Annotated in this window: 23 protein-coding genes; 14 read left to right on the top strand and 9 right to left on the bottom strand. The window is 68.9% G+C overall.

Going from position 1 to position 21,701, the window contains the following annotated elements; translation table 11 throughout:
* Positions 1 to 60: 60 nt before the first annotated feature.
* Positions 61 to 1,104 (bottom strand): helix-turn-helix transcriptional regulator, encoded by a 1,044-nt coding sequence (locus AC1DYK_RS12150; RefSeq protein ID WP_478166529.1) that lies wholly within the window; start codon positions 1,102 to 1,104, stop codon positions 61 to 63.
* Positions 1,105 to 1,242: 138 nt separating this feature from the next.
* On the opposite strand from AC1DYK_RS12150, the gene AC1DYK_RS12145 reads away from it, so the two are divergent.
* Together AC1DYK_RS12145 and AC1DYK_RS12140 are read left to right on the top strand one after the other, a co-directional pair.
* Positions 1,243 to 2,007, top strand: a complete 765-nt coding sequence (locus AC1DYK_RS12145; protein WP_478166528.1) for an IclR family transcriptional regulator — start codon at positions 1,243 to 1,245, stop codon at positions 2,005 to 2,007.
* A gap of 102 nt (positions 2,008 to 2,109) precedes the next feature.
* Positions 2,110 to 4,425, top strand: coding sequence for a molybdopterin guanine dinucleotide-containing S/N-oxide reductase (locus AC1DYK_RS12140; protein ID WP_478166527.1), 2,316 nt, complete (start codon positions 2,110 to 2,112; stop codon positions 4,423 to 4,425).
* A 7-nt stretch (positions 4,426 to 4,432) separates the two neighbouring features.
* Here the strand turns inward: AC1DYK_RS12140 and ruvB are convergent, their stop codons facing one another.
* A complete protein-coding gene (gene ruvB, locus AC1DYK_RS12135; protein ID WP_478166526.1) occupies positions 4,433 to 5,488 on the bottom strand; it encodes a Holliday junction branch migration DNA helicase RuvB in 1,056 nt (351 codons plus the stop codon).
* 115 nt (positions 5,489 to 5,603) lie between these two features.
* Here ruvB and AC1DYK_RS12130 point away from each other — a divergent pair, with 115 nt between their 5' ends.
* The 6 genes from AC1DYK_RS12130 to AC1DYK_RS12105 are packed head-to-tail and all read left to right on the top strand — an operon-like array spanning position 5,604 to position 11,417.
* Positions 5,604 to 6,221, top strand: coding sequence for a CDP-alcohol phosphatidyltransferase family protein (locus tag AC1DYK_RS12130; protein ID WP_478166525.1), 618 nt, complete (start codon positions 5,604 to 5,606; stop codon positions 6,219 to 6,221).
* Positions 6,222 to 6,234: 13 nt separating this feature from the next.
* Entirely contained in the window at positions 6,235 to 7,995 is a 1,761-nt protein-coding gene (locus AC1DYK_RS12125; protein ID WP_478166524.1) for a bifunctional alpha/beta hydrolase/class I SAM-dependent methyltransferase, read from the top strand.
* Positions 7,992 to 9,326 (top strand): phosphatase PAP2/dual specificity phosphatase family protein, encoded by a 1,335-nt coding sequence (locus AC1DYK_RS12120; RefSeq protein WP_478166523.1) that lies wholly within the window; start codon positions 7,992 to 7,994, stop codon positions 9,324 to 9,326. The genes AC1DYK_RS12125 and AC1DYK_RS12120 overlap by 4 nt, the downstream gene beginning before the upstream one ends.
* Positions 9,319 to 9,747, top strand: a complete 429-nt coding sequence (locus AC1DYK_RS12115) for a hypothetical protein (RefSeq protein ID WP_478166522.1) — start codon at positions 9,319 to 9,321, stop codon at positions 9,745 to 9,747. The genes AC1DYK_RS12120 and AC1DYK_RS12115 overlap by 8 nt, the downstream gene beginning before the upstream one ends.
* 33 nt (positions 9,748 to 9,780) lie before the next feature.
* Positions 9,781 to 10,467 carry a lysophospholipid acyltransferase family protein gene (locus AC1DYK_RS12110; RefSeq protein ID WP_478166521.1) on the top strand — a complete coding sequence of 229 codons (687 nt, stop codon included), beginning with the start codon at positions 9,781 to 9,783 and terminating at the stop codon, positions 10,465 to 10,467.
* Positions 10,464 to 11,417 carry a phosphatidate cytidylyltransferase gene (locus AC1DYK_RS12105; protein ID WP_478166520.1) on the top strand — a complete coding sequence of 318 codons (954 nt, stop codon included), beginning with the start codon at positions 10,464 to 10,466 and terminating at the stop codon, positions 11,415 to 11,417. The genes AC1DYK_RS12110 and AC1DYK_RS12105 overlap by 4 nt, the downstream gene beginning before the upstream one ends.
* Before the next feature lie 18 nt (positions 11,418 to 11,435).
* Here AC1DYK_RS12105 and ruvA read toward each other — a convergent pair whose 3' ends face one another.
* Complete coding sequence (gene ruvA / locus AC1DYK_RS12100) at positions 11,436 to 12,008, bottom strand: Holliday junction branch migration protein RuvA (protein ID WP_478092190.1); 573 nt, start codon at positions 12,006 to 12,008, stop codon at positions 11,436 to 11,438.
* 33 nt (positions 12,009 to 12,041) lie between these two features.
* Here ruvA and AC1DYK_RS12095 point away from each other — a divergent pair, with 33 nt between their 5' ends.
* Entirely contained in the window at positions 12,042 to 12,989 is a 948-nt protein-coding gene (locus AC1DYK_RS12095; RefSeq protein WP_478166519.1) for a PhoH family protein, read from the top strand.
* 1 nt (position 12,990) lies between these two features.
* On the top strand, positions 12,991 to 13,443 hold the full coding sequence (ybeY, locus tag AC1DYK_RS12090) for an rRNA maturation RNase YbeY (protein ID WP_478166518.1): 453 nt from the start codon (positions 12,991 to 12,993) through the stop codon (positions 13,441 to 13,443).
* 16 nt (positions 13,444 to 13,459) lie between these two features.
* On the opposite strand, the gene dtd is transcribed toward ybeY, so the two are convergent.
* Together dtd and AC1DYK_RS12080 are read right to left on the bottom strand one after the other, a co-directional pair.
* Positions 13,460 to 13,900 (bottom strand): D-aminoacyl-tRNA deacylase, encoded by a 441-nt coding sequence (dtd, locus tag AC1DYK_RS12085; protein ID WP_478092186.1) that lies wholly within the window; start codon positions 13,898 to 13,900, stop codon positions 13,460 to 13,462.
* Complete coding sequence (locus AC1DYK_RS12080; protein WP_478166517.1) at positions 13,897 to 14,817, bottom strand: cation diffusion facilitator family transporter; 921 nt, start codon at positions 14,815 to 14,817, stop codon at positions 13,897 to 13,899. The genes dtd and AC1DYK_RS12080 overlap by 4 nt, the downstream gene beginning before the upstream one ends.
* A 128-nt stretch (positions 14,818 to 14,945) precedes the next feature.
* Here AC1DYK_RS12080 and AC1DYK_RS12075 point away from each other — a divergent pair, with 128 nt between their 5' ends.
* A complete protein-coding gene (locus AC1DYK_RS12075; RefSeq protein ID WP_478166516.1) occupies positions 14,946 to 15,452 on the top strand; it encodes a FecR family protein in 507 nt (168 codons plus the stop codon).
* Positions 15,449 to 16,057: an OmpA family protein gene (locus AC1DYK_RS12070; RefSeq protein ID WP_478166515.1), complete on the top strand. Its 609-nt coding sequence runs from the start codon at positions 15,449 to 15,451 to the stop codon at positions 16,055 to 16,057. The genes AC1DYK_RS12075 and AC1DYK_RS12070 overlap by 4 nt, the downstream gene beginning before the upstream one ends.
* Before the next feature lie 138 nt (positions 16,058 to 16,195).
* Here the strand turns inward: AC1DYK_RS12070 and tyrS are convergent, their stop codons facing one another.
* Positions 16,196 to 17,428: a tyrosine--tRNA ligase gene (tyrS, locus tag AC1DYK_RS12065; RefSeq protein ID WP_478166514.1), complete on the bottom strand. Its 1,233-nt coding sequence runs from the start codon at positions 17,426 to 17,428 to the stop codon at positions 16,196 to 16,198.
* A 157-nt stretch (positions 17,429 to 17,585) separates the two neighbouring features.
* On the opposite strand from tyrS, the gene AC1DYK_RS12060 reads away from it, so the two are divergent.
* Positions 17,586 to 18,938 (top strand): peptidoglycan DD-metalloendopeptidase family protein, encoded by a 1,353-nt coding sequence (locus AC1DYK_RS12060; protein ID WP_478166513.1) that lies wholly within the window; start codon positions 17,586 to 17,588, stop codon positions 18,936 to 18,938.
* Positions 18,939 to 18,979: 41 nt separating this feature from the next.
* A complete protein-coding gene (locus AC1DYK_RS12055; protein ID WP_478166512.1) occupies positions 18,980 to 20,086 on the top strand; it encodes an anhydro-N-acetylmuramic acid kinase in 1,107 nt (368 codons plus the stop codon).
* Positions 20,087 to 20,313: 227 nt separating this feature from the next.
* Here AC1DYK_RS12055 and erpA read toward each other — a convergent pair whose 3' ends face one another.
* The 3 genes from erpA to rplM form a co-directional block, all read right to left on the bottom strand.
* Complete coding sequence (gene erpA / locus AC1DYK_RS12050; protein ID WP_442283613.1) at positions 20,314 to 20,685, bottom strand: iron-sulfur cluster insertion protein ErpA; 372 nt, start codon at positions 20,683 to 20,685, stop codon at positions 20,314 to 20,316.
* A 122-nt stretch (positions 20,686 to 20,807) separates the two neighbouring features.
* The gene (gene rpsI / locus AC1DYK_RS12045; RefSeq protein ID WP_214681933.1) at positions 20,808 to 21,200 is read right to left on the bottom strand and encodes a 30S ribosomal protein S9; all 393 of its coding nucleotides are present in this window, start codon (positions 21,198 to 21,200) and stop codon (positions 20,808 to 20,810) included.
* A gap of 12 nt (positions 21,201 to 21,212) precedes the next feature.
* Positions 21,213 to 21,644, bottom strand: a complete 432-nt coding sequence (gene rplM / locus AC1DYK_RS12040; RefSeq protein WP_015867439.1) for a 50S ribosomal protein L13 — start codon at positions 21,642 to 21,644, stop codon at positions 21,213 to 21,215.
* Between the last annotated feature and the right edge of the window lie 57 nt (positions 21,645 to 21,701).

The raw sequence follows: 21,701 nt of genomic DNA, 5'->3' as shown, positions 1-21,701 counted from the left end.
AGCCGGAGAAAACTTGACCGAACACGACAATCGGCGCCGCCGCGCCGCGCGACGCGCCGGTCAGACCGGCGCGAGAGCCGCCTGGCGGAACGCGCGCGGGCTCTGCCGCGCATAGCTGCGGAAGGCCCGCGTGAACGCGCTCGGCTCGCTGAAGCCGAGCTGCTCGGCGATGCGGGTCACCGGTAGCCGGCTGTCGACCAGCATGCGGCGCGCCGTCTCCATCCGGACCTGCGCGCGCAGGTCCAGGAAGCTGATGTCCAGGTCCTTGAGCCGCCGCTGCAGCGTGCGCGGCGTGATGCCGAAATCCGCCGCTGCGTGCTCCAGCGTGGCGTCCCATTTGCGCGCCGCATGCTTCATCCAGGCACGCAGCGCATCTTCCAGCAAGCCGGGATCTTCGCTCGCCGGCAGGGCTCGATCCATCTGCTCGCAAAATTGCGCATAGCGCGCGGCATCGGCGGTGCGTATCGGCATCGCCAGCAGCGGCTCCGGGAAACAGAGTGCCGTGGCCTGGGCGTCGAACACCACGGGGGCGCGAAAGAAGTGGGTGTAGGCCTGCAGCGACCGTGGCGCCTTCATCCCCATCGTGACCCGCTCGAGGAACCAGGCGTCATCCGTCGCCCGGCGCAGCGAGCGGCAGACCTTGCCGAGCGTATAGGCCGCATCCTGCAAACGGTCGGCGATGCTCGGGTCCTGAATGCCGTAGATGAAGCGTGCCATGCCGTGTTCGCGCACCAACCGGACCGAGGTGCCCGTCTGGATGACCGGGAAGAAGCGCACCAGGTCTTCGAGCGCCTGGCCGACCGTCGATGCGTAGACGAACAGATCGCTGACGATGCCGGTCTCTTGCGGCGCGTCGGCCTGCGCCATGTCGAGGCCCAGGTGGCTGCGCCCGCTCTCGACGGCTGCGATCTCGAGCAGGCTGGTGAAGCTCAGCAGCGATGTCTTGCGACGCGCCGGCAGGCCCGTGTCCTTGCGCAACGGGTCGGGCACCAGTTCGCGCACCACTTCGCCGCAGCGGCTGCCATGCAGCAACGCGCCAAGGCGGTTGGCCGCCAAGCGGGTGGCTTCGGGGCTGATCGCCCCCACGACGAGACTGGCAGTCATAGATAGAGATTCCTCGGGAAGTTCGGCGCACTCGGCCTGGCCCCGAATGTTTTCACGATTTCCATGAAATGGAACTACGGTTTTATAATTTGCAAATTACAAAACTCCAATTGGGGCAAGCCCCAAGGGCCCCGGACAATGAACAACACACTCGTCAAAGGTTTGTCCATCATCGAGTTGCTGGCCCACAGCGAGAAGGCGCTGGGCCTGACCGAGATCGCGGCGGCGCTCGACCTGGCCAAGAGCAACGTGCACCGGCTGCTGCAGGCCCTGACCGAGACCCACTACATCGTGCGCGACGAGCGCAGCGGCAGGTACATGGCCGCCATCAAGCTCTGGGAGCTGGGCTCGGCGGTGCTGTCCAAGCTCGACCTGCGCCTGCATGCCGAGCAAGTCATGGACCAACTGCTGGCGCAGACCCGGGAGACGGTCCACCTCTCGGTGCTCGATGGCGAGGAAGTGGTCTACGTGCACAAGCTCGACAGCCCGAACCCGGTCCGGGCCTACACCCAGATCGGCGGCCGGGCCAAGGCGCACTGTGTCGCCACCGGAAAGGCCATGCTGGCCTTTCGTCCGCCGGCAAGTCTCGAGCGAATCGCGCAATCGCTCGAGCCGATCACCGCCGCCACCATCGTCGACCCGGCCAGGTTCCTGCAGGAGATGGCCCGCATCCGGGTCCAGGGTTTCGCGGTGAACAAGGGCGAGTGGAACGAGAACGTGTATGGCATCGCCTCGCCGGTCACGGACGTCAGCGGCAACGTGGTGGCGGCACTGGGGCTGTCGGGTCCCAAGGAGCGCTTCAAGCCGGCGCAGCTCAAGGTGTTCTCGCCGCTGATCGTCGAGGCCGCGGCGCAGATCTCGAAGCGGCTGGGCGCCCGCGCCGCATTGCCGGCCTGGCTTTGAGATTCCATATATCGGAACATTGAGTCCGAATTGCAGAAATCTCTAGGATGGAGTCCGGACGACATGTTTGGAGACCGGAATCCGATGAGACAAAGGCGTGAATTGACCTCGGCGCATTGGGGCGTCTACGAGGTGGAGCGATGCGAGGGCCAGCCCAGCGGACTCAGGGCGCTGGCGGAAGATCCAGATCCCTCGCCGATCGGCCTCGCGATGTGGGATGCCTACCGCTCACCGCTGCGCGTGCGGCGGCCCGCGGTGCGCCGCAGCTGGCTGCGCGAGGGCCCGGGTGCGCGCCCCGAGCTGCGCGGCCGCGAACCCTTCATCGAAATCGAATGGGAACACGCGCTCGACCTGGTCGCCGGCGAACTGCGGCGCGTGCGCGAACGGCACGGCAACGAGGCGATCTTCGGCGGCTCCTACGGCTGGTCGAGCGCGGGCCGCTTCCACCATGCGCAGAGCCAGGTGCACCGGCTGCTCAACATGATCGGCGGCTACGTGCGCAGCGTCGACAGCTACAGCCTCGGTGCAGCGCGCGTGCTGATGCCGCATATCGTGGCGTCGATGGAAGAGTTGATGGGCAACCACCATGGGTGGGACGTGATGCAGCAGCACACCCGCCTGCTGGTGTCGTTCGGCGGCATCCCGGCCAAGAACGCGCAGGTCAGTGCCGGCGGCGCCGCCGAGCACCGGCTGCGCCCGGGACTCGCGGGCCTGGCCGCGGCCGGCTGCCGGATGGTCAACTTCAGCCCGGTGCGCGACAACTTCGATGCGCCCGAGGGCAGCGTCGAGTGGGTGCCGATCCGCCCGAACACCGATACCGCGGCGCTGCTCGCGCTGGCTTGCGAACTGGTGCGCGCGGGCCGCCACGACGTCGCCTTCCTGCGCCGACATTGCGTCGGCTTCGAGCAGTGGGCCGACGACCTGCTGGGCCGCCGCGACGGCATCGTGAAAGACGCCGACTGGGCCGCACCGATCACCGGCGTGCCGGCCGGGTACCTGCGCCGTCTGGCCGGCGAACTGGCCGACACGCGCTCCTTCATCAACGTGGCTTGGTCGCTGCAGCGCGCCGAGCACGGCGAGCAGCCGTATTGGGCCGCGGTCGGCCTGGCCTCGGTGCTGGGCCAGATCGGCCTGCCCGGCGGCGGCTTCGGCGTCGCCTACGGTCCGGCCAACACGATGGGCAGCCCGCACACCAAGTTTCCGGGTCCGACCCTGCCGCAAGGCAGCAACGCGGTGCGCACCTTCATCCCGGTGGCGCGCATCGCCGACATGCTGCTGCACCCGGGCCAGGCCTTCGACTACAACGGCCAGCGCCAAACCTACCCGGACATCGAACTGATCTACTGGGCCGGGGGCAATCCCTTCCATCACCACCAGGACCTGAACCGTCTGGCCCGCGCCTGGCGCAAGCCCGCCACCATCGTGGCGCACGAGCAGGTCTGGAACGCCCACGCCAAGATGGCCGACATCGTGCTGCCCGCGACCTCCACGCTGGAGCGCGACGACATCGGCTTCGCCACGCGCGAGCCGCTGCTGGTGGCCATGAAAGCCGTGCTGCCGCCGCCCGGCCAGGCGCGGGACGACTATGCGATCTTCAGCGCACTCGCGCAGCGGCTCGGCGCCGAACGCGAGTTCACCGAAGGGCGCAGCGCGGGCGAATGGCTGCGCCATCTGTACGACGAGTCGGCCGCGCGTTCGAGGAAGGTGGGCGTGGAGTTGCCGCCGTTCGACGACTTCTGGAGTGCCGGCGAGTTTCGCGTCGCCTCGGCGTCCAGGCCACTGGTCATGCTGGAAGATTTCCGCGCCGATCCCGAGGCCCATCCGCTGCCGACGCCGAGCGGACGCATCGAGTTGTTCTCCCAACGCATCGCCGGATTCGACTACGACGACTGCCCCGGCCACCCGGTCTGGCGCGAGCCGCGCGAATGGCTGGGCGCCAAGGCTGCCGCCAACTGGCCGCTGCACCTGATCTCCGACCAGCCGCACACCAAGCTGCACAGCCAGCTCGACTTTTCCTCGTACAGCCTGTCGAACAAGGTCGCGGGACGCGAACCGGTGGTGATCCATCCCGCCGACGCCGCCCGACGCGGCATCGGCGATGGCGACCTGGTGCGCGTGTTCAATGCGCGCGGCGCCTGCCTGGCCGGCGCCAGGGTCAGCGATGCGGCGATGCCCGGCGTGGTGCGCATGGCCACCGGCGCCTGGTGGGACCCCGTGACGCCGGGCGACCCCGATACGCTGGACAAGCACGGGAACCCGAACGTGCTGACCCGGGACATCGGCGCATCGCGCCTGTCACAGGGCTGCGCGGCGCAATCGTGTCTGGTGCAGGTCGAAGGCTTCGAAGGACCGGCGCCGGAGGTCACGGCGTTCGAGCTTCCGCGCTTCGAAGTCCGGGAAGCTCCGGACGGCGGCTGAAGAAGGCTCAGCTCCCGAACATGTCCCCATCCCGCTGCGGCGGCGCCACCCCCAGGTGACGGTACGCGGCCAGCGTGGCGATGCGCCCGCGCGGCGTGCGCTGCAGATAGCCTTGCTGGATCAGGTAGGGCTCGATCACGTCCTCGATGGTGCCGGACTCCTCGCCGATGCTGGCGGCGATGTTGTCGAGCCCGACCGGCCCGCCGTCGAAGCGATGGATCACGGCCTCGAGCAGCTTGCGGTCCATCAGGTCGAAGCCCTGCGGATCGACGTCGAGCATCGCCAGCGCCTTGTGCGCGACGTCGACCGTGATGCGGCCGTCGCTCTTCACCTGCGCGTAGTCGCGCACCCGGCGCAGCAGCCGGTTGGCGATGCGCGGGGTGCCGCGCGAACGGCGCGCGATCTCGAGGCCGCCGGCATCGTCCATCGGCACGCCCAGCAGGCCGGCGCTGCGCCGCACGATGCGGGCCAGTTCTTCGGCCGTATAGAACTCGAGCCGCGCGACGATGCCGAAGCGGTCGCGCAGCGGATTGGTCAGCATGCCGGCGCGCGTGGTGGCGCCGACCAGCGTGAAGGGCTGCAGGTCGAGCTTGATGCTGCGCGCGGCCGGCCCCTCGCCGATCATGATGTCGATCTGGTAGTCCTCCAGCGCCGGGTAGAGGATTTCCTCGACCACGGGCGAGAGCCGGTGGATCTCGTCGATGAAGAGCACGTCGTTGCGCTCGAGGTTGGTCAGCAGCGCCGCCAGGTCCTTCGGCTTCTCGAGCACCGGGCCCGAGGTCTGGCGCAGGTTCACGCCGAGCTCGGCCGCGATGATGTGCGACAGCGTGGTCTTGCCGAGGCCCGGCGGGCCGAACAGCAGCACGTGGTCGAGCGCCTCGGCGCGGTGGCGCGCCGCGCCGATGAAGATCTCGAGCTGCTCGCGCACCTTGGCCTGGCCGACGTATTCGTCGAGCAGCTTGGGCCGAAGCGCCCGCTCGATGGCTTCCTCATTGGGCGATGCGGGCGCGGCGGAGACCACGCGTTGCGGGGCCGGGGCGAAGTCGTCGGTCTGGATGGTCATGGGGCGGTAGGCTGAACGAACAGTTTAGTCGGCCGAACGGCCGCCCGAGGATCCGCCGCGGTTCGCCGAAGGGGTCCGCTCGTGCAGAATGCGCGACCAGGAGGGATCCCCCAGCGTGTCGATCTATGAATTGAAACCGAGGTTTCAGGCGTTGCTGCGGCCGCTGGTCGGGCGCCTGCACGCCGCCGGCGCGACGGCCAACCAGGTCACGGTCGCCGCCTGTGTGGTCTCGGTGGCGCTCGGGCTCTGGCTCTTCTTCGCCGCCCCGCCCGCATCCGCCTTCGCGCTGGTCCCGCTCTGGATGCTGCTGCGCATGGCCTTCAACGCCGTCGATGGCATGCTGGCGCGCGAGCACGGCCAGCAAAGCGCTCTCGGGGCCTTCCTCAACGAGCTGACCGACGTGGTCTCCGACGCCGCGCTCTATCTTCCCTTCGCCCTGGTCGCGCCCTTCAGCCCGTTCTGGGTCGGCACCGTGATCGTGCTGGCGGGCCTCAGCGAATTCGCCGGCGCCCTGGGCCCGACCGTCGGCGCCTCGCGCCGCTACGACGGACCGCTGGGCAAGAGCGATCGCGCCTTCGTCTTCGGCGCGCTCGGGCTCTACGTCGCGCTGGGCCTGCCGCTGCCGGCCTGGACCGCATGGCTCATGCCGCTGCTCGCCCTGGGCGTTGCGTGGACCATCGGCAACCGCATCCGCCGCGCCCTCGCCGAAGCCGGCGCCCCACCCAGCCCCTGATACAGGAAACCGAATGACCGACCCGCGCGTGCCCCGAGAAGAACAATTCAGCACACACGACGGCGTCTCGCTGTTCTACCGCCACTGGCCGGCCACCCACACCACGCGGCGCGGCGCGATCGTGCTGTTCCACCGCGGCCACGAGCACGGCGCCCGCATGGCGCACCTGGTCGACGAGCTGGCGCTGCCGGACTTCGACTTCTTTGCCTGGGATGCGCGCGGCCACGGCAAGTCGCCCGGGCAGCGCGGCTACAGCCCGAGCTTCGCGACCTCGGTGCGCGACGTGCAGACCTTCATCGAGCACATCGGCAGCGCGCACGGCGTCGCGCCCCAGGACATCCACGTGATCGCGCAGAGCGTGGGCGCCGTGCTGGTCGCGACCTGGGCGCACGACTACGCGCCCCAGGTGCGGGGGCTCACGCTGGCCTCGCCGGCCTTCAAGGTCAAGCTCTACGTACCCTTCGCGCGCGCCGGCCTCGGGCTGATGCACAAGCTGCGCGGCCTGTTCTTCGTCAACAGCTACGTGAAGGCGAAGTTCCTCACGCACGACCCGGAACGCATCGCGAGCTACGAAAGCGATCCGCTGATCTCGCGGCCGATCGCCGTGAACATCCTGCTGGGGCTCTACGAAGCGGCCGACCGCGTGGTGGCGGACGCCAACGCGATCACGCTGCCGGTGCAGCTGCTGATTTCCGGCGCCGACTGGGTGGTGCATCACAAGCCGCAGCACCGCTTCTTCGAGCGCCTCGGCAGCGCCGTGAAGACGAAGATGGAACTGCCCGGCTTCTTCCACGACACGCTCGGCGAAAAAGAGCGGGCGCCCGCGGTGCGCGCCATCCGCGAGTTCGTGCTGCAGCTGTTCGACGCCCCGCCGCCGCCGGTGGACCTGCGCGCGGCGCACCTGCACGGCGACACGGCGGACGAGTCGCGCGCACTGGCCAGGCCCCTGTCGCCGCTGTCGCCGCGCGGCGCGTACTGGGCGTTCACGCGCGCGAGCCTGCGCTTCGGCGGACTGCTGTCGCGCGGCGTGAAGCTGGGACACGACACCGGCTTCGACTCGGGCAGCACGCTCGACTACGTCTACCGCAACGAGGCGGCGGGTGCCGGACCGCTCGGCCGCTCGATCGACCGGACCTACCTCGATTCGATCGGCTGGCGCGGCATCCGTCAGCGCAAGCTCCATGTGGAGGAACTGCTGCGCGAAGCGATGGAACGGCTGGCGAAGGAACAGCGCGAGGTGCGCGTGATGGACATCGCGGCCGGCCATGGCCGCTACGTGCTCGACGCGGTGTCGACCAGCCCGGTCAAGGCGAGCTCGATCCTGCTGCGCGACTACAGCGACATCAACGTGCGCGACGGCCGTGCGCTGATCGCCGAGAAAGGCCTGGAAGGCACGGCGCAGTTCGTGCAGGCCGACGCCTTCGACCGCGCCAGCCTCGCCGGCGTGCGGCCGCGGCCCACGCTGGCCGTGGTGTCGGGGCTGTACGAACTCTTTCCCGACAACGACCTGGTGGCCCGCTCGCTGGCCGGTGTCGGCGACGCGGTCGAGGACGCCGGCTATCTGGTCTACACCGGCCAGCCCTGGCATCCGCAGCTCGAGATGATCGCCCGGGCGCTCACCAGCCACCGCCAGGGCGAGGCCTGGGTGATGCGCCGCCGCACGCAGGCCGAAATGGACCAGCTGGTCGCACAGGCGGGCTTCCGCAAGATCGCCCAGCGGGTCGACGAATGGGGCATCTTCACGGTGTCGCTGGCCGTGCGCGCGGCCCCATGAAACCGGGCACCAGGCCCCGCCTGTGGAAGCGCGCCGCCGCGTGGCTGGCGCTGCTGGGCCCGCTGTTCTATATCAGCTACGGTTTCGCCAACTGGTGGGCCGCGACGCGCGCCCATGTCCCCGCGCTGGTCTTCGAATGGGAACGCGGCACGCCCTTCTGGCCGTGGACGATCTTCCCGTACTGGACCATCAACGCCTTCTACGCGCTCTCGCTCTTCCTCGCCAAGGACCGCCACACGCAGGACCGGCATGCGGCGCGGCTGCTCACGGCCCAGGCGGTCGCGGTGAGTTGCTTCGTGCTGTGGCCGCTGCATTTCAGCTTCGGGCAGCCGGCGGTCGAGGGCGCTCCGGCCTTCCTGTTCAATGCGCTGCGCGGCTTCGACCAGCCCTTCAACCAGGCCCCCTCGCTGCACATCGCGCTGGCCGTGATCCTGTGGGACTGGTACCGCCGCCTGATTCAGGCGCGCTGGGCGCGCGCCATGCTGCACCTGTGGGCCTTCGCGATCTGCGCCTCGGTGCTGACCACCTGGCAGCATCACTTCGTCGACATCCCGACCGGCGCGCTGCTGGGCCTGCTGTGCGTCTGGCTGTGGCCGCTGGAGCGCGTGGTCGCGCTGCCGCGCGCGTGGCGGCTGGCACGCGATCCGCAGCGCTGGAAGCTCGCGGGCTTCTACGCCGCCGGCGCCCTGCTGTGCCTGGCGATCGCGCTCGGCCTGCACGGCACCGCGCTGTGGCTCGGCTGGGCGGCCCTGTCGCTGGCGCTGGTGGCGCTCAACTATGCGGGCCTCGGCGTGCGCGGCTTCTGCATGGACCGGCACGGCCGCATGCACTGGGCCGCACGCTGGCTGTTCGCGCCCTACCGGCTCGGCGCCGCCGTCAACGCCTGGCTCTGGACGCGGCGGCTGCCGGCATCGGCCGAAGTGGCGCCCGGATTGCGCCTGGGGCGCCTGCCGACCCTGGCCGAGTGGCGCGCCGCCGGCGAACCGCGGCTCGTGAGCCTGTGCGCCGAACTGCAACTGCCGCCGGTGCCACATGCGCGCTGCGTGCCGATGCTGGACCTGGCCGTGCCCTCCGTGCCGCAACTGCGGCGGGCGGTCGCGGTGATCGAGGGACAGCGCCGCGCCGGCCAGGCGGTGTGGGTCTGCTGCGCGCTCGGCTTCTCGCGCAGCGCGGCCTCGGTGGTCGGATGGCTCGGACTGCACGGGGCCGAGCGCACGCTCGCCGGTGCGCACGAAACGGTGCGCCGGGCGCGACCGCAGATCGTGCTGCGCGCCGGCTGGCTGGCGCGGCTCGAAGAGCTGCCCACCTTGGGAGACCCGCGCCATGAATGACAGCGACCGCGCCCTGTGCGTCGCCACCGCCGGCCTGCTGCGCGCGAGCGGCGCGATCGCCTTCTGGGGTCTCGCGCTCGCGGCGATCGCCGGCGTGGTGCTGTCGCTGACCGGGCGCTCGCTGCCGGCCGCGGCCTGGGCGTCTTACGCCCTGGTGGGCCTGCTCGGCCTGCCGGAACGCTACCTGGCCTTGCGCCTGCGCCTCGACGCCACGCTGTTCGAGGGGCTCGCGGGCGGCGCCATCGCCAACCTGCCCGCGCTCGATGGCGCACTCGAGATGCTGGGCCTGCGGCGCGCCGCCGACGCCACCCGCCCGCTCGCCGAGCGCGTCCTCGGAACCCGGCAGCTGATGCAGCGCCACGGCATCGTGGTGGCCACGCAGACGGTCGTCCTCATCCTGGCGCTCGTCCTGCAGGACTGAGCCCTGCACCCCCAAGAATCCCTAGGAGTTCCCATGAGTCCTTCCCCTTCCGGGGGCCTGCGCAGGCTCGCCGCCATCGCCTCGGCCTGGCTGATCGTGGTCTTTGCGCGGCTGCTGACCGGCGTGCGCGCCATCTGGGCCGGCAGCACGCCCCTGGCCGAGCAGACCCTTTACTTCGCCAACCACACGAGCCATGGCGACTTCGTGCTGCTGTGGGCCACGCTGCCGCCCGATCTGCGCGCCCTCACGCGGCCGGTCGCGGGGCAGGACTACTGGGAGGCATCGGCGCTGCGCCGCTTCATCGGCCAGGACGTGTTCAACGCCCTGATGATCCGCCGGGACGGCGCCGCGGCGAGCGGCACCACGGCCAACCCGGTCGAGCAGATGACCGAGGCGCTGCGCTCCGGCGACTCGCTGATCATGTTCCCCGAAGGCACCCGCAACACCGGCGACGAGACGCTGCTGCCGCTCAAGAGCGGGCTCTACCACCTGGCACGCGCCTTTCCGCAGGTGCGGCTGGTGCCGGTGTGGATCGAGAACCTCAAGCGCGTGCTGCCCAAGGGCACGCTGGTGCCGATCCCGCTGGCCTGCACCGTGCGCTATGGCACGCCGCTGCGCCTGGCGGACGGCGAGGACAAGGCCGCCTTCATCGCCCGGGCCCGCGCCTCGATGCTCGACCTGCGCCCCGAATACGACAAAGCGGAAGACCCGGCACCATGACCTTCTCTGTCTCTTCCCACACCACGCTGATGCTGTTCGGCGGCGTCGCGGGCGTTCTGCTGCTGGCCTCGGCCATCGGCGCGCTGCTCAAGTGGCGGGTCGCGCACGGCGAGCCGCATTCGGTGATCGACAACCTGAATTCGCGCGTCAACGCCTGGTGGGTGATGGTCGCCGTGATCGGCCTCGCCTTCGCCTTCGGCAAGGGCGGCGTGATCGTGCTGTTCTACCTGATCTCCTTCTATGCGCTGCGCGAGTTCATGAGCCTGGCCTACACGCGGCGCGGCGACCACCATGCGATCGCGGCGGCCTTCTTCATCGTGCTGCCGGTGCAGTACCTGCTGATCTGGATCGACTGGTACGGGCTCTACGCGATCTTCATCCCGGTCTACGCCTTCCTCGTGCTGCCGATCCTCGCCGCGGTCGGCGGCGACACCAAGCGATTCCTGGAGCGCACGTCCAAGGTGCAGTGGGGCCTGATGGTCTGCGTGTTCTGCATCAGCCACGTGCCGGCGCTGCTGACGCTGCAGATTCCCGGCTTCGAGGGCCGCAACCTGCTGCTGATCGCCTTTCTCGTGATCGTGGTGCAGGGCAGCGACGTGCTGCAGTACGTCTGGGGCAAGCTCCTCGGCAAGCGCAAGGTGGCGCCGGAGCTGTCGCCGTCGAAGACCTGGGAAGGCCTGGTCGGCGGCGTGCTCAGCGCCACCGCGCTGGGCGCGGCACTGTACTGGGCCACGCCCTTCAACCCCTGGCAGGCCGCGCTGATGGCGCTCACCGTGTGCGTCATGGGCTTCTTCGGCGGTCTCGTGATGTCCGCGATCAAGCGCGACCGCGGCGTGAAGGACTGGGGCACCATGATCGAAGGCCACGGCGGCATGCTGGACCGGCTCGACTCGGTGGTCTTCGCCGCGCCCGTGTACTTCCACGCGCTGCGCTACTGGTGGGTGCCCTGAAGGCGCGGCCGCGGCGCGCTATTTCGCCAGCGCCCGCAGCGCCAGCTTGATCCCCTCGCCCACCGCCACGTCCTTCGGCAGCGCCTTGAGCGAGGCCGCGGCCTCCTTGTCGCTGTAGCCGAGCGCGACCAGCGCCTGCAGGATGTCGGCCTGCGCGTCGGTGGCGGCATGCGCGGGCACCGCGATGTCCGCGCCCAGCTTGCCCTTGAGCTCGAGCAGCAGCCGCTCGGCGGTCTTCTTGCCGATGCCCGGAATCTTTACCAGCCGACCGGCCTCCTGCAGCGTGATCGCCTGCGCCAGCTCGCCCACGCTCAGCCCGCTCAGCACGCCCAGCGCCATGCGCGGCCCCACGCCCGAGATCTTGATCAGGAGCCGGAACGCCGCCCTTTCCTGCGCCGTGCCGAAGCCGTAGAGGACCTGCGCATCCTCGCGCACCACGAAGTGCGTCAGCAGCGACACCCGCTCGCCGGCGCCCGGCAGGTTGTAGAAGGTGCTCATCGGCACATCGACCTCGTAGCCGACGCCGTTGCAGTCCACCACCACCTGCGGCGGATTGCGTTCGGCCAGGATGCCGGTGAGTTTGCCTATCATGGGTGCCCTTTTCGCTTTTGAAATGAAATCCGCGTGATTCTGCGACACACCTTCGCCCCGCCCAACAACACGCGCCTCGGCCACCTCTGCGGCCCGCTCGACGCGAACCTGCGGCGCATCGAGGAAGCCCTCAACGTCAAGATCGCGCACCGCCACGAGCAGTTCAAGATCGACGGCCCCAAGGTCAACGCCCAGCGCGCCCTCGAGGTGCTGCAGGCGCTCTATGAAATCGCGCAGCGGGTCATCGATCCCGCCGTGGTCCAGCTCACCCTGGCCAGCGACGGCGCGATGGCCGAGGCCGAGGACGGCGCCATCCTGCTGGCCACGCGGCGCACCGACCTGCGCGCGCGCACGCCGAATCAGAGCGTCTACCTGGACAACATCGCCAACCACGACATCACGCTGGGCATCGGCCCGGCCGGCACCGGCAAGACCTACCTCGCCGTGGCCTGCGCGGTCGACGCACTGGAGCGCAGCGCGGTGCAGCGCATCGTGCTGACCCGGCCCGCGGTCGAGGCCGGCGAGCGGCTCGGCTTCCTGCCCGGCGACCTGACGCAGAAGGTCGATCCCTACCTGCGGCCGCTGTACGACGCGCTCTACGACCTGATGGGCTTCGACCGCGTGCAGAAGGCTTTCGAGCGCAACGCGCTGGAGATCGCGCCGCTGGCCTTCATGCGCGGGCGCACGCTCAACAACGCCTTCGTGATCCTCGACGAGGCGCAGAACACCACGGTCGAGCAGATGAAGATGTTCCTGACCCGCATCGGCTTCGGCGCCAAGGCGGTGGTGACCGGCGACGTGAGCCAGATCGACCTGCCGAAGACCCAGCCCAGCGGACTGATCGACGCCGAGCGGGTGCTCAAGCGCGTCAACGGCATCGCCATCACACGCTTCACGAGCGCCGACGTGGTGCGCCATCCGCTGGTCGCGCGCATCGTCGATGCCTACGACAACTCGCGCAAGCGCACGGTGGCCCGCTGAGATGGCGCTCTCGCAACTTTCTTTATCCCTGCAATTCGCCCGCTTCAAGGGCGTCGAGCGCCATCGCGCCGCACTGCCGCGCCACAACGTCGTCCGCTGGATCCGCCACGCGCTCGATGCCGACGGCGAGATCACGGTGCGGATCGTCGATGCCGACGAAGGCCAGCAACTCAACCGCGAGTTCCGGGGCAAGGACTACGCGACCAACGTGCTGACCTTCGACTACGCGCAGTCCCCGGTCGTGATGGCCGACCTGGTGCTCTGCGCGCCGGTGGTGGCGCGCGAGGCGAAGGAGCAGCGCAAGACGCTGGCCGCGCACTACGCCCACCTGCTGGTGCACGGCACGCTGCATGCGCAAGGCTGGGACCACGAGACCGGCGAGGCGGACGCCGAAGCCATGGAAGCCCACGAGATCGAGATCCTCGCGCGCCTCGGGATCCGCAACCCCTATTGACGCGGCCCGGCGCCGGCTACTGCATCTGCAGCGGAATGGTCACCGGACCGTCGTTCACCAGGTGCACCTGCATGTCGGCGCCGAACTCTCCGGTCGCCACCACCGGATGCGCATCGCGCGCCCGGGCCACGAAGTACTCGTAGAGCCGCCGCCCTTCGTCGGGCGGTGCGGCCTGCGTGAAGCTCGGGCGATTGCCGCCGCTCGCGTCGGCGGCCAGCGTGAACTGGCTCACCACCAGCAGGCCGCCGCCGATGTCCTGCAGGCTGCGGTTCATCTTGCCGGCATCGTCGGCGAAGATCCGCAGCTTCAGGATCTTCGCCAGCAAGCGGTCGGCCAGCAGGTCGCCATCGCCGCGTTCGGCGCACAAGAGCACCAGCAGTCCGGCGTCGATGGCGCCGACCGTGCGGCCCGCGATCTCGACCCGGGCGCCGGCCACGCGCTGCAGCAGCGCCTTCACGGCGTCGCTTCCTTCTGCGTGGCGCGCGCTTCCATGCCCAGCGGCAGCAGCTGGATCGTCACGCGCAGGCCGGGCACCGCGTCCATCAACGCCTGCTCGAGCCCGTCGCGCAGGCCCGCGGCGCGCTGCAGCGACCAGGCGCCCGGCACATGCATGTGCAGGTCGGCAAAACGCCGCTGGCCCGCACGGCGCGTGACGATGTCGTCGAAGCGCAGCTGCGCGCCTTCGGGAACGCCGGCAGCAAAGCGCTCGAGCGTCGCGTGCAGCAACGCCAGCGATTCGGGATCGAGCGCCTCGTCCATCAGCCCCTGGGAGGAACGCCACACCAGCTTCACGCCCTCGCGCGCGATGTTCAGCGCGACGCCGATCGCGAGCACCGGGTCGAGCCAGAGCCAGCCGGTCAGCCCGACCGCGACGATGCCGACCACCACCCCGGCCGAGGTCCAGACATCAGTGACCAGGTGCCGGGCATCGGATTCGAGCGCGATCGAGCGGTGCGTGCGCGCCGCCCGGAACATCACGAAGGCCAGCGCGCCATTGAAGGCGGAGCTCAGGATCGACAGCCCGAGCCCCCAGCCGAGCTGCTCCAGCGGCTGCGGCGACAGCAGGCGCAGCACCGCCACCCAGATGATGGCGATGGCCGCGCCGATGATCAGGATGCCCTCGAAGCCCGACGAGAAGTACTCGGCCTTGTGATGGCCGTAGGGATGGTCCGCATCGGCCGGCCGCGCGGCGACCGTGACCATCGCCAGCGCGAAGGTCGCGCTGGCCAGATTGACGAACGACTCCATGGCGTCCGAGATCAGCCCCATGGAATTGGTGACGTAGCCTGCCGCGCCCTTGAGAAGGATCGTGACCACGGCGACCGCGATCGACGCCCGGAGCAGTTGGGCAGGACTCAGCGAGGCGAATTTCAAGGGATGAAAAGTAACTGAAAAGCAAAGTGCGAACAATGGCGCAGACGCGGCGCCGCCGGATTATCGCGGTCCGCCCACCCTCGCGTACCATCGACCGCAACGTCCCCAATCGTTGCGGAAGTGTGTTCGTGAACAAAAAATCAACCCTGGTCCTGGTCGGCTTCGCCCTTGCCGTCTGCGGCGCGGCGGCCCAGACAAGTGCAGGCGGCACCCCTTCGGCCGAAGCGCCCAAGCCCGCCGTGGCGGTCGAGGAACGCGCCGGCATCGTGAAATCCGTGCGCGGTGACGTCCAGCTGCTCAGTGCCGATGGCAAGCCGCGGGCCGCGAGTGCCGGCGACGCCATGGCGCCCATCGACCGCCTCCAGACCGGTGCCGACTCGGGCGCCAGCGTGGTGCTGCGCGACGGCACGACGCTGGTGGTCGGTCCGTCGTCGCGGGTCGACCTCAAGCAGTTCCATTTCGACTCGACCACACAGGACGGCGGCATGCTGGTCTCGCTGCTGCGCGGGACCCTGCGGATGGTCACCGGACTCATTGGCAGGAGCCACCCCGATGCCGTGCGCGTCGAGACGCAAACCGCGGTGATCGGCATCCGCGGCACCGATTTCATCGTCGAGGCGGATCCGCAGCCGTGACCGTCCGCCGTCTCCTCCCTCTTCTCGTCGTTGTTTCTTCCCTCCTGCTCGCGGCCTGCTCCTCGCCGGGTACCCGCGTGGTCCTGCTGCCCCAGGCCGACGGCCAGCCGTCCGCCGTGGTGGTGCGCACCGAGGACGGCGAAGAGACGCTGTCCCAGCCCTACGAACGCGCGACCGCCAAGCGGGGCGCCCACGGCGCGCCGACGATCGACAAGGTCGATCCCGAGCGCCTGAAGCAGGACAACAAGATGCTCTTCGATCTGATGCCACCGCCGGCGCAGAGCTACACCGTGTATTTCGAAGCAGGCGGCATCGTGCTCACCGCGGCGTCGCAGGTCGCCATGAACGAGGCCCTGGCCGCCGCCCTGACGCGCAGCGGCGGCGAGATCGTGGTCACCGGTCACACCGACACCGTCGGCACGCTGACGCGCAACGACGACCTGTCGCTCACCCGCGCCCTGGAAGTTCGGCAGCTCTTCCTCGTTCGCGACTTCCCGCCGAACCGCATCGAAGCCGTGGGCCGCGGCGAACGCGAGCTCGCGGTGCGCACGGCCGACGAAGTCGACGAGCCGCGCAACCGCCGGGTGACCATCGAAGTGAGGTGATTGCTCGCCCCCAGGTTGGGGCTCACTTCGTGTAGCCCCGCCCACCCCCTACCGGGGGCAACACCAGCGGCCCGGCGAAGCCGGTTCCGCGGTGTTTCACCAATGGGGGCCGGGCTGCGCCGGCCCCTGTCCGGTGGGTCAGGTCAGGGTAACTTTGGCGAATTTGCGCTTGCCGACCTGGACGACATAGGTGCCCTGCGGCAGCTTGAGCGCCTTGTCGCTGATCACGGTCGAGTCGACGCGGACGCCGCCGCCGTCGATCAGGCGGTTGCCCTCGGAGGTCGAAGGAGCGAGGCCGGCCTGCTTGAGCAGTTGGGCGATGCCCAGCGGGGCGCCGGCCAGCGCGACTTCCGGGATCTCGTCGGGGACGCCCCCCTTGCTGCGGTTGATGAAGTCCTGCTCGGCGGCCTCGGCCGCTGCGGCGCTGTGGAAGCGGGCGGTGATCTCCTTGGCCAGCGCCACCTTGGCATCCTTCGGATTGCGCCCGCCCTCGATCTCGGCCCTGAGGGCGGCGATCTCCGCCAGCGACTTGAAGCTCAGCAGCGTGTACCAGCGCCACATCAGGGTGTCGGAAATCGACAGCACCTTGGCGAACATGGTGTTCGGCTCCTCGCTGATGCCGATGTAGTTGTTCTTGCTCTTCGACATCTTCTCGACGCCGTCGAGCCCTTCCAGTAGCGGCATAGTGAGTATGCACTGCGGCTCTTGCCCGTATTCCTGCTGAAGGTGTCGTCCGACCAGCAGATTGAACTTCTGGTCGGTGCCGCCGAGCTCGAGGTCCGACTTCAGCGCCACCGAGTCATAGCCCTGCATCAGCGGATAGAGGAACTCGTGCACCGAGATCGACTGGCCGGCCTTGAAGCGCTTGCTGAAGTCGTCGCGCTCCATCATCCGCGCCACGGTGTACTTGGCCGCGAGCTGGATCATGCCGCGAGCGCCCAGCGGGTCGCTCCACTCGGAGTTGTAACGGATCTCGGTCTTCGAGGGGTCGAGTACGAGACTGGCCTGTTTGTAGTAGGTCTGGGCGTTGGCCTCGATCTGCTCGCGGGTCAGCGGCGGCCGGGTGCTGTTGCGTCCCGAGGGATCGCCGATGGTGGTGGTGAAGTCGCCGATCAGGAAAATCACGGTGTGGCCGAGATCCTGCAGCTGGCGCATCTTGTTGAGCACCACCGTATGGCCGATATGGATGTCCGGCGCCGTCGGATCCAGGCCCAGCTTGATGCGCAGCGGCGCGCCGGTCGCCTCGGACCGCTGGAGCTTGCGCACCCACTCGTCCTGGGGAAGCAGCTCGTCGGTTCCACGGAGCGAAATTTCGAGGGCCTGTCCTACGCCTTCAGACAGACTTGTGCTTGTAACAAAACCGGGGTTCATTGGGCTTTTTGCCTGTTTTAACTATGGCCGAAGCTATACTCAGCCCGACTTTTCCAAGCGCCGGATTCTAAGCGGCGCTGTGAACGCACCGTCCTGCCGCCCGTTCGACACGGTCCTTGCAGTACGGATTTGCAGAACCTGAGCTGGAATTCGAAGTTTGATCAACGGCATTCTTGCCGCCGAGGAGCTGATTGCTTCGCGCGTGGCTCACACATTTCGGACCTACCCCAAGCAGATCACGGCTGCGATCGCCGCGTTGCTGCTGTCCGCCGGCGGCGGTGCCTTCGCCGTCGCCTCCCTTGGCCCCGATGCGGCCGAGCTCCCCGTCAAGCAGGTCTTCGAGGCCGTCGCGCCGGCCACCTCCTTTGCCGACCAGCTCGAGGCGCTGGACGCCCACAGCTTCACCCTGTTCCGGACCGAAATCACCCGCTCGAGCGACACCGCCGAGGCGCTGCTGCAGCGCCTGGGTCTCGCCGACCCGGCCGCGGCCGCCTTCGTCCGGGGCAATGCCGAAGCGCGCGCCGCGCTGCTGAGCCGGCCCGGCCGCACCGTGACCGCCGAGGCAACGCAGGAGAACGCGCTGAAGAAGCTCAGCGCCCGCTGGATTCCCGACGGCGATGGCGGCTTCAAGCGGATGGTGGTCGAAAAGACCCCCACGGGCTTCAGGGCCCGCACCGAAGCCGACGTCCTGGCGCCGGGCTCCCGGCTCGCCAGCGGCGTCGTCCGCACCTCCCTGTTCGCAGCCACGGACGACGCCCGCATCCCCGATGCGGTCGCCAGCCAGCTGGCCGACATCTTTTCCGGCGACGTCGACTTCCGCACGCTGCGCAAGGGCGACCGCTTCGCGGTGGTCTACGAGACCCTCGACGCCGACGGCCAGGCGCTGCGCACCGGGCGCGTGCTGTCGGCCGAGTTCGAGAGCAACGGCAAGCTCTACCAGGCGCTGTGGTTCCAGGAGCCCGGCCAGAAGGGCGGCTACTACCGCCCCAACGGCGACAGCCTGCGCCGCGCCTTCCTGAGCTCGCCCGTCGAGTTCTCGCGCGTGACCAGCGGCTTCGCGATGCGCTTGCACCCGATCCTGAACAGCTGGCGGCAGCACCACGGCATCGACTTCGCGGCCCCCACCGGCACCCCGGTGCGCGCGGTCGGCGACGGCACGGTCGAGTTCGCCGGCACGCAGAGCGGCTACGGCAACATCGTCATCCTGAAGCACCGCAACAAGCAGGAAACCGCTTACGCACACCTGAGCCGCATCGACGTCAAGGTCGGCCAGAGCGTCAGCCAGAGCCAGGCCGTCGGTGCCGTGGGTTCGACCGGCTGGGCCACCGGCCCGCACCTGCATTTCGAGTTCCGGGTGAACGGCGAATACCACGACCCGGCCAAGATCGCTCAGCAGGACGGCGGCGTTCCGATCACCGCGGCCTCTCGTCCCGCCTTCGAGCGGCTCGCCATCGCCACGCGCACCGAGCTGTCGGCCGCGTTCTCGGTCGTCCAGGCCAGCGCGGACTGACGCGCGGCGGCCAGGCCCCGTTCCCACGCTCCCCGCAACCCATGGCTGAACTTTTCATCGGCCTGATGTCGGGGACCTCGCTGGACGGTGTCGACGGCGTCCTGGCGGACTTCTCGAACGACGGCATCGCCGTCCAGGGCTACGCAGCCGCACCCTTCCCCATGGGCTTGCGCGCCGAACTGATGGCGCTCAATACCCCCGGCAACGACGAGTTGCACCGCGCCGCCCTGGCCGGCAACGGGCTGGCTCGGGTCTATGCCCGCGTGGCGAAGCAGTTGCTGGAGGATGCCGGCCTGCCGGCCGACGCCGTCACCGCCATCGGCGCCCACGGCCAGACGGTCCGGCACCGGCCCGGCGAGTTCGACGAGGTCGGCTACACCCTGCAGATCAACAACCCCTCGCTGATCGCCGAGCTCAGCGGCATCCGGGTGGTGGCCGATTTCCGCAGCCGCGACCTGGCGGCCGGCGGCCAGGGCGCGCCGCTGGTGCCGGGGTTCCACCGGGCCCTGTTCGCCCGCGACGACCAGGCGGTGGCGGTGCTGAACCTCGGCGGCATCTCGAACCTGAGCCTGCTGCCGGCCGGCAGCGGCACCGTGCTCGGCTTCGACTGCGGACCGGGCAATGCGCTGATCGACCACTGGTGCCAGACCCACATCGGCCAGCCCTACGACGCCGGCGGCCAGTGGGCCGCCAGCGGCCAGGTGCTGCCGGAGCTGCTCTCGCGCCTTCTGGCCGAGGCCTATTTCGCCAAGGCGCCGCCCAAGAGCACGGGCCGCGACCTGTTCAATCCCAACTGGCTGGCCGCGCACCTGGGCACCTCGAAAGCCGATCCCGCCGATGTGCAGGCCACGCTGGCCGAGCTGACGGCCAGTACCTGCGCGGCGCATCTGCAGCGCTACGGCGCCGACAGCCGGACGCTGATCGTGTGCGGCGGCGGTGCGCTCAACCTGCATCTGCTGGCACGGCTGCGGGCCCTGCTGCCGACCGTGGAGGTGGTGTCGTCCGCCGAGCGCGGATTGCCGCCGCAGGAAGTCGAAGCCGCCGCCTTCGCCTGGCTGGCGCGCGCCACGCTGCAGGGCCAACCCGGCAATCTCGCCAGCGTGACCGGCGCCCGCGGCGCCCGGGTCCTCGGCGCCATCTACCCCTGAATCTGGCTCGCCCCCAGGTTGCCCGCACTTCGTGTCGGGCGCCCACCCCCTACCGGGGGCAACACCGGCGGCCCGGCAAAGCCGGTTCCGCGGTGTTTCACCAACGGGCCTGGCTGCGCCGGCCGAAGCCCCAAGGTTTGCGGGGTGCGCACAGTGCGATCGTTCGGAGGGCGGGCAGCAAAAAGCCGCCCGGAGGCGGCTTCGTGGAGGCACGCGCCTGAGGGACGTCAGGCCGAGAAGCTCGATCCACAGCCGCAGGTGCTGGTGGCGTTCGGGTTCTTGATCACGAACTGGGCGCCCTGCAGGTCTTCCTTGTAGTCGATCTCGGCGCCGAGCAGGTACTGGTAACTCATGGCGTCGATCAGGAGCGACACACCGTTCTTGGTCATGGTGGTGTCGTCTTCGTTGGTGATCTCGTCGAAGGTGAATCCGTACTGGAAGCCCGAGCAGCCGCCGCCCTGCACGAACACGCGCAGCTTGAGGTCGGGATTGCCTTCTTCGGCGATCAGGTCGGCCACCTTGGCGGCCGCGCTGTCGGTGAAGACGATCGGCTCGGGCATCATGGCCGGGGTCTGGATGGTTTCTGCAACGGCGCTCATTGTGAGAGGACTCCTGTGGGGCCGAATACTGCGGCCGATCGGTGAATGCTACTTCAATCAACAAAAAACCGCCCGAAGGCGGTTTCTTGTCATTGCGAGCGGTAAGCCCAAAACGCCTTTTATTAGCGCTTCGAGAACTGCTTGCGGCGGCGTGCGGAATGCAGACCGACCTTCTTACGCTCGACTTCACGCGCATCGCGCGTCACGAAGCCAGCCTGGCTCAGCACCGGCTTGAGCGTCGCGTCGTAGTCGATCAGGGCACGGGTGATGCCGTGGCGCGCCGCGCCGGCCTGACCCGATTCACCGCCGCCAGCGACGTTGATCATGATGTCGAAAGCTTCGACGTTGTTCGTCAGGAACAGCGGCTGCTTCGCGATCATGATGGAGGTCTCCCGGCCGAAATAGGCCTGGATGTCCTTGCCATTGACCGTGATCTTGCCGGTGCCCTTTTTGATGAACACGCGGGCGACGCTGGATTTGCGACGGCCGGTGCCATTGTTCCATTCACCAATCATTCTCAAGGCTCCTTACAGTTCCAGCACTTTGGGCTGTTGGGCGGTGTGCGGGTGCTCTGCACCGCCGTACACCTTGAGTTTCTTGATCATCGCGTAGCCGAGCGGGCCCTTGGGCAGCATGCCCTTGACGGCCTTTTCCAGGGCGCGGCCCGGGTGCTTGGCTTGCATGTCGCGGAAGTTGGTGGCCGTGATGCCGCCCGGGTAGCCCGAGTGACGGTAGTACACCTTGTCGATCGGCTTGGCGCCGGTGACGCGCAGCTGGGCTGCGTTGATGATGACGATGAAGTCACCGGTGTCGACGTGAGGCGTGTAAATGGCCTTGTGTTTGCCGCGCAAACGGAGAGCAACTTCGCTGGCTACTCGTCCGAGGACCTTGTCGGTCGCGTCAATCACAAACCACTCGTGCGTCACGTCAGCGGGCTTGGCGCTGAACGTTTTGGTCATGAGTTTCTCTTCAAAAGAGGGTTTGGCGGGCCCTTTTCCACGGTCGGCGTTCCTCTG

This window comes from Variovorax sp. P2_H12 (assembly GCF_056403395.1).
Note: the sequence above shows the minus strand (reverse complement) of the source record. Positions and strands in the feature narration are given on the sequence as shown.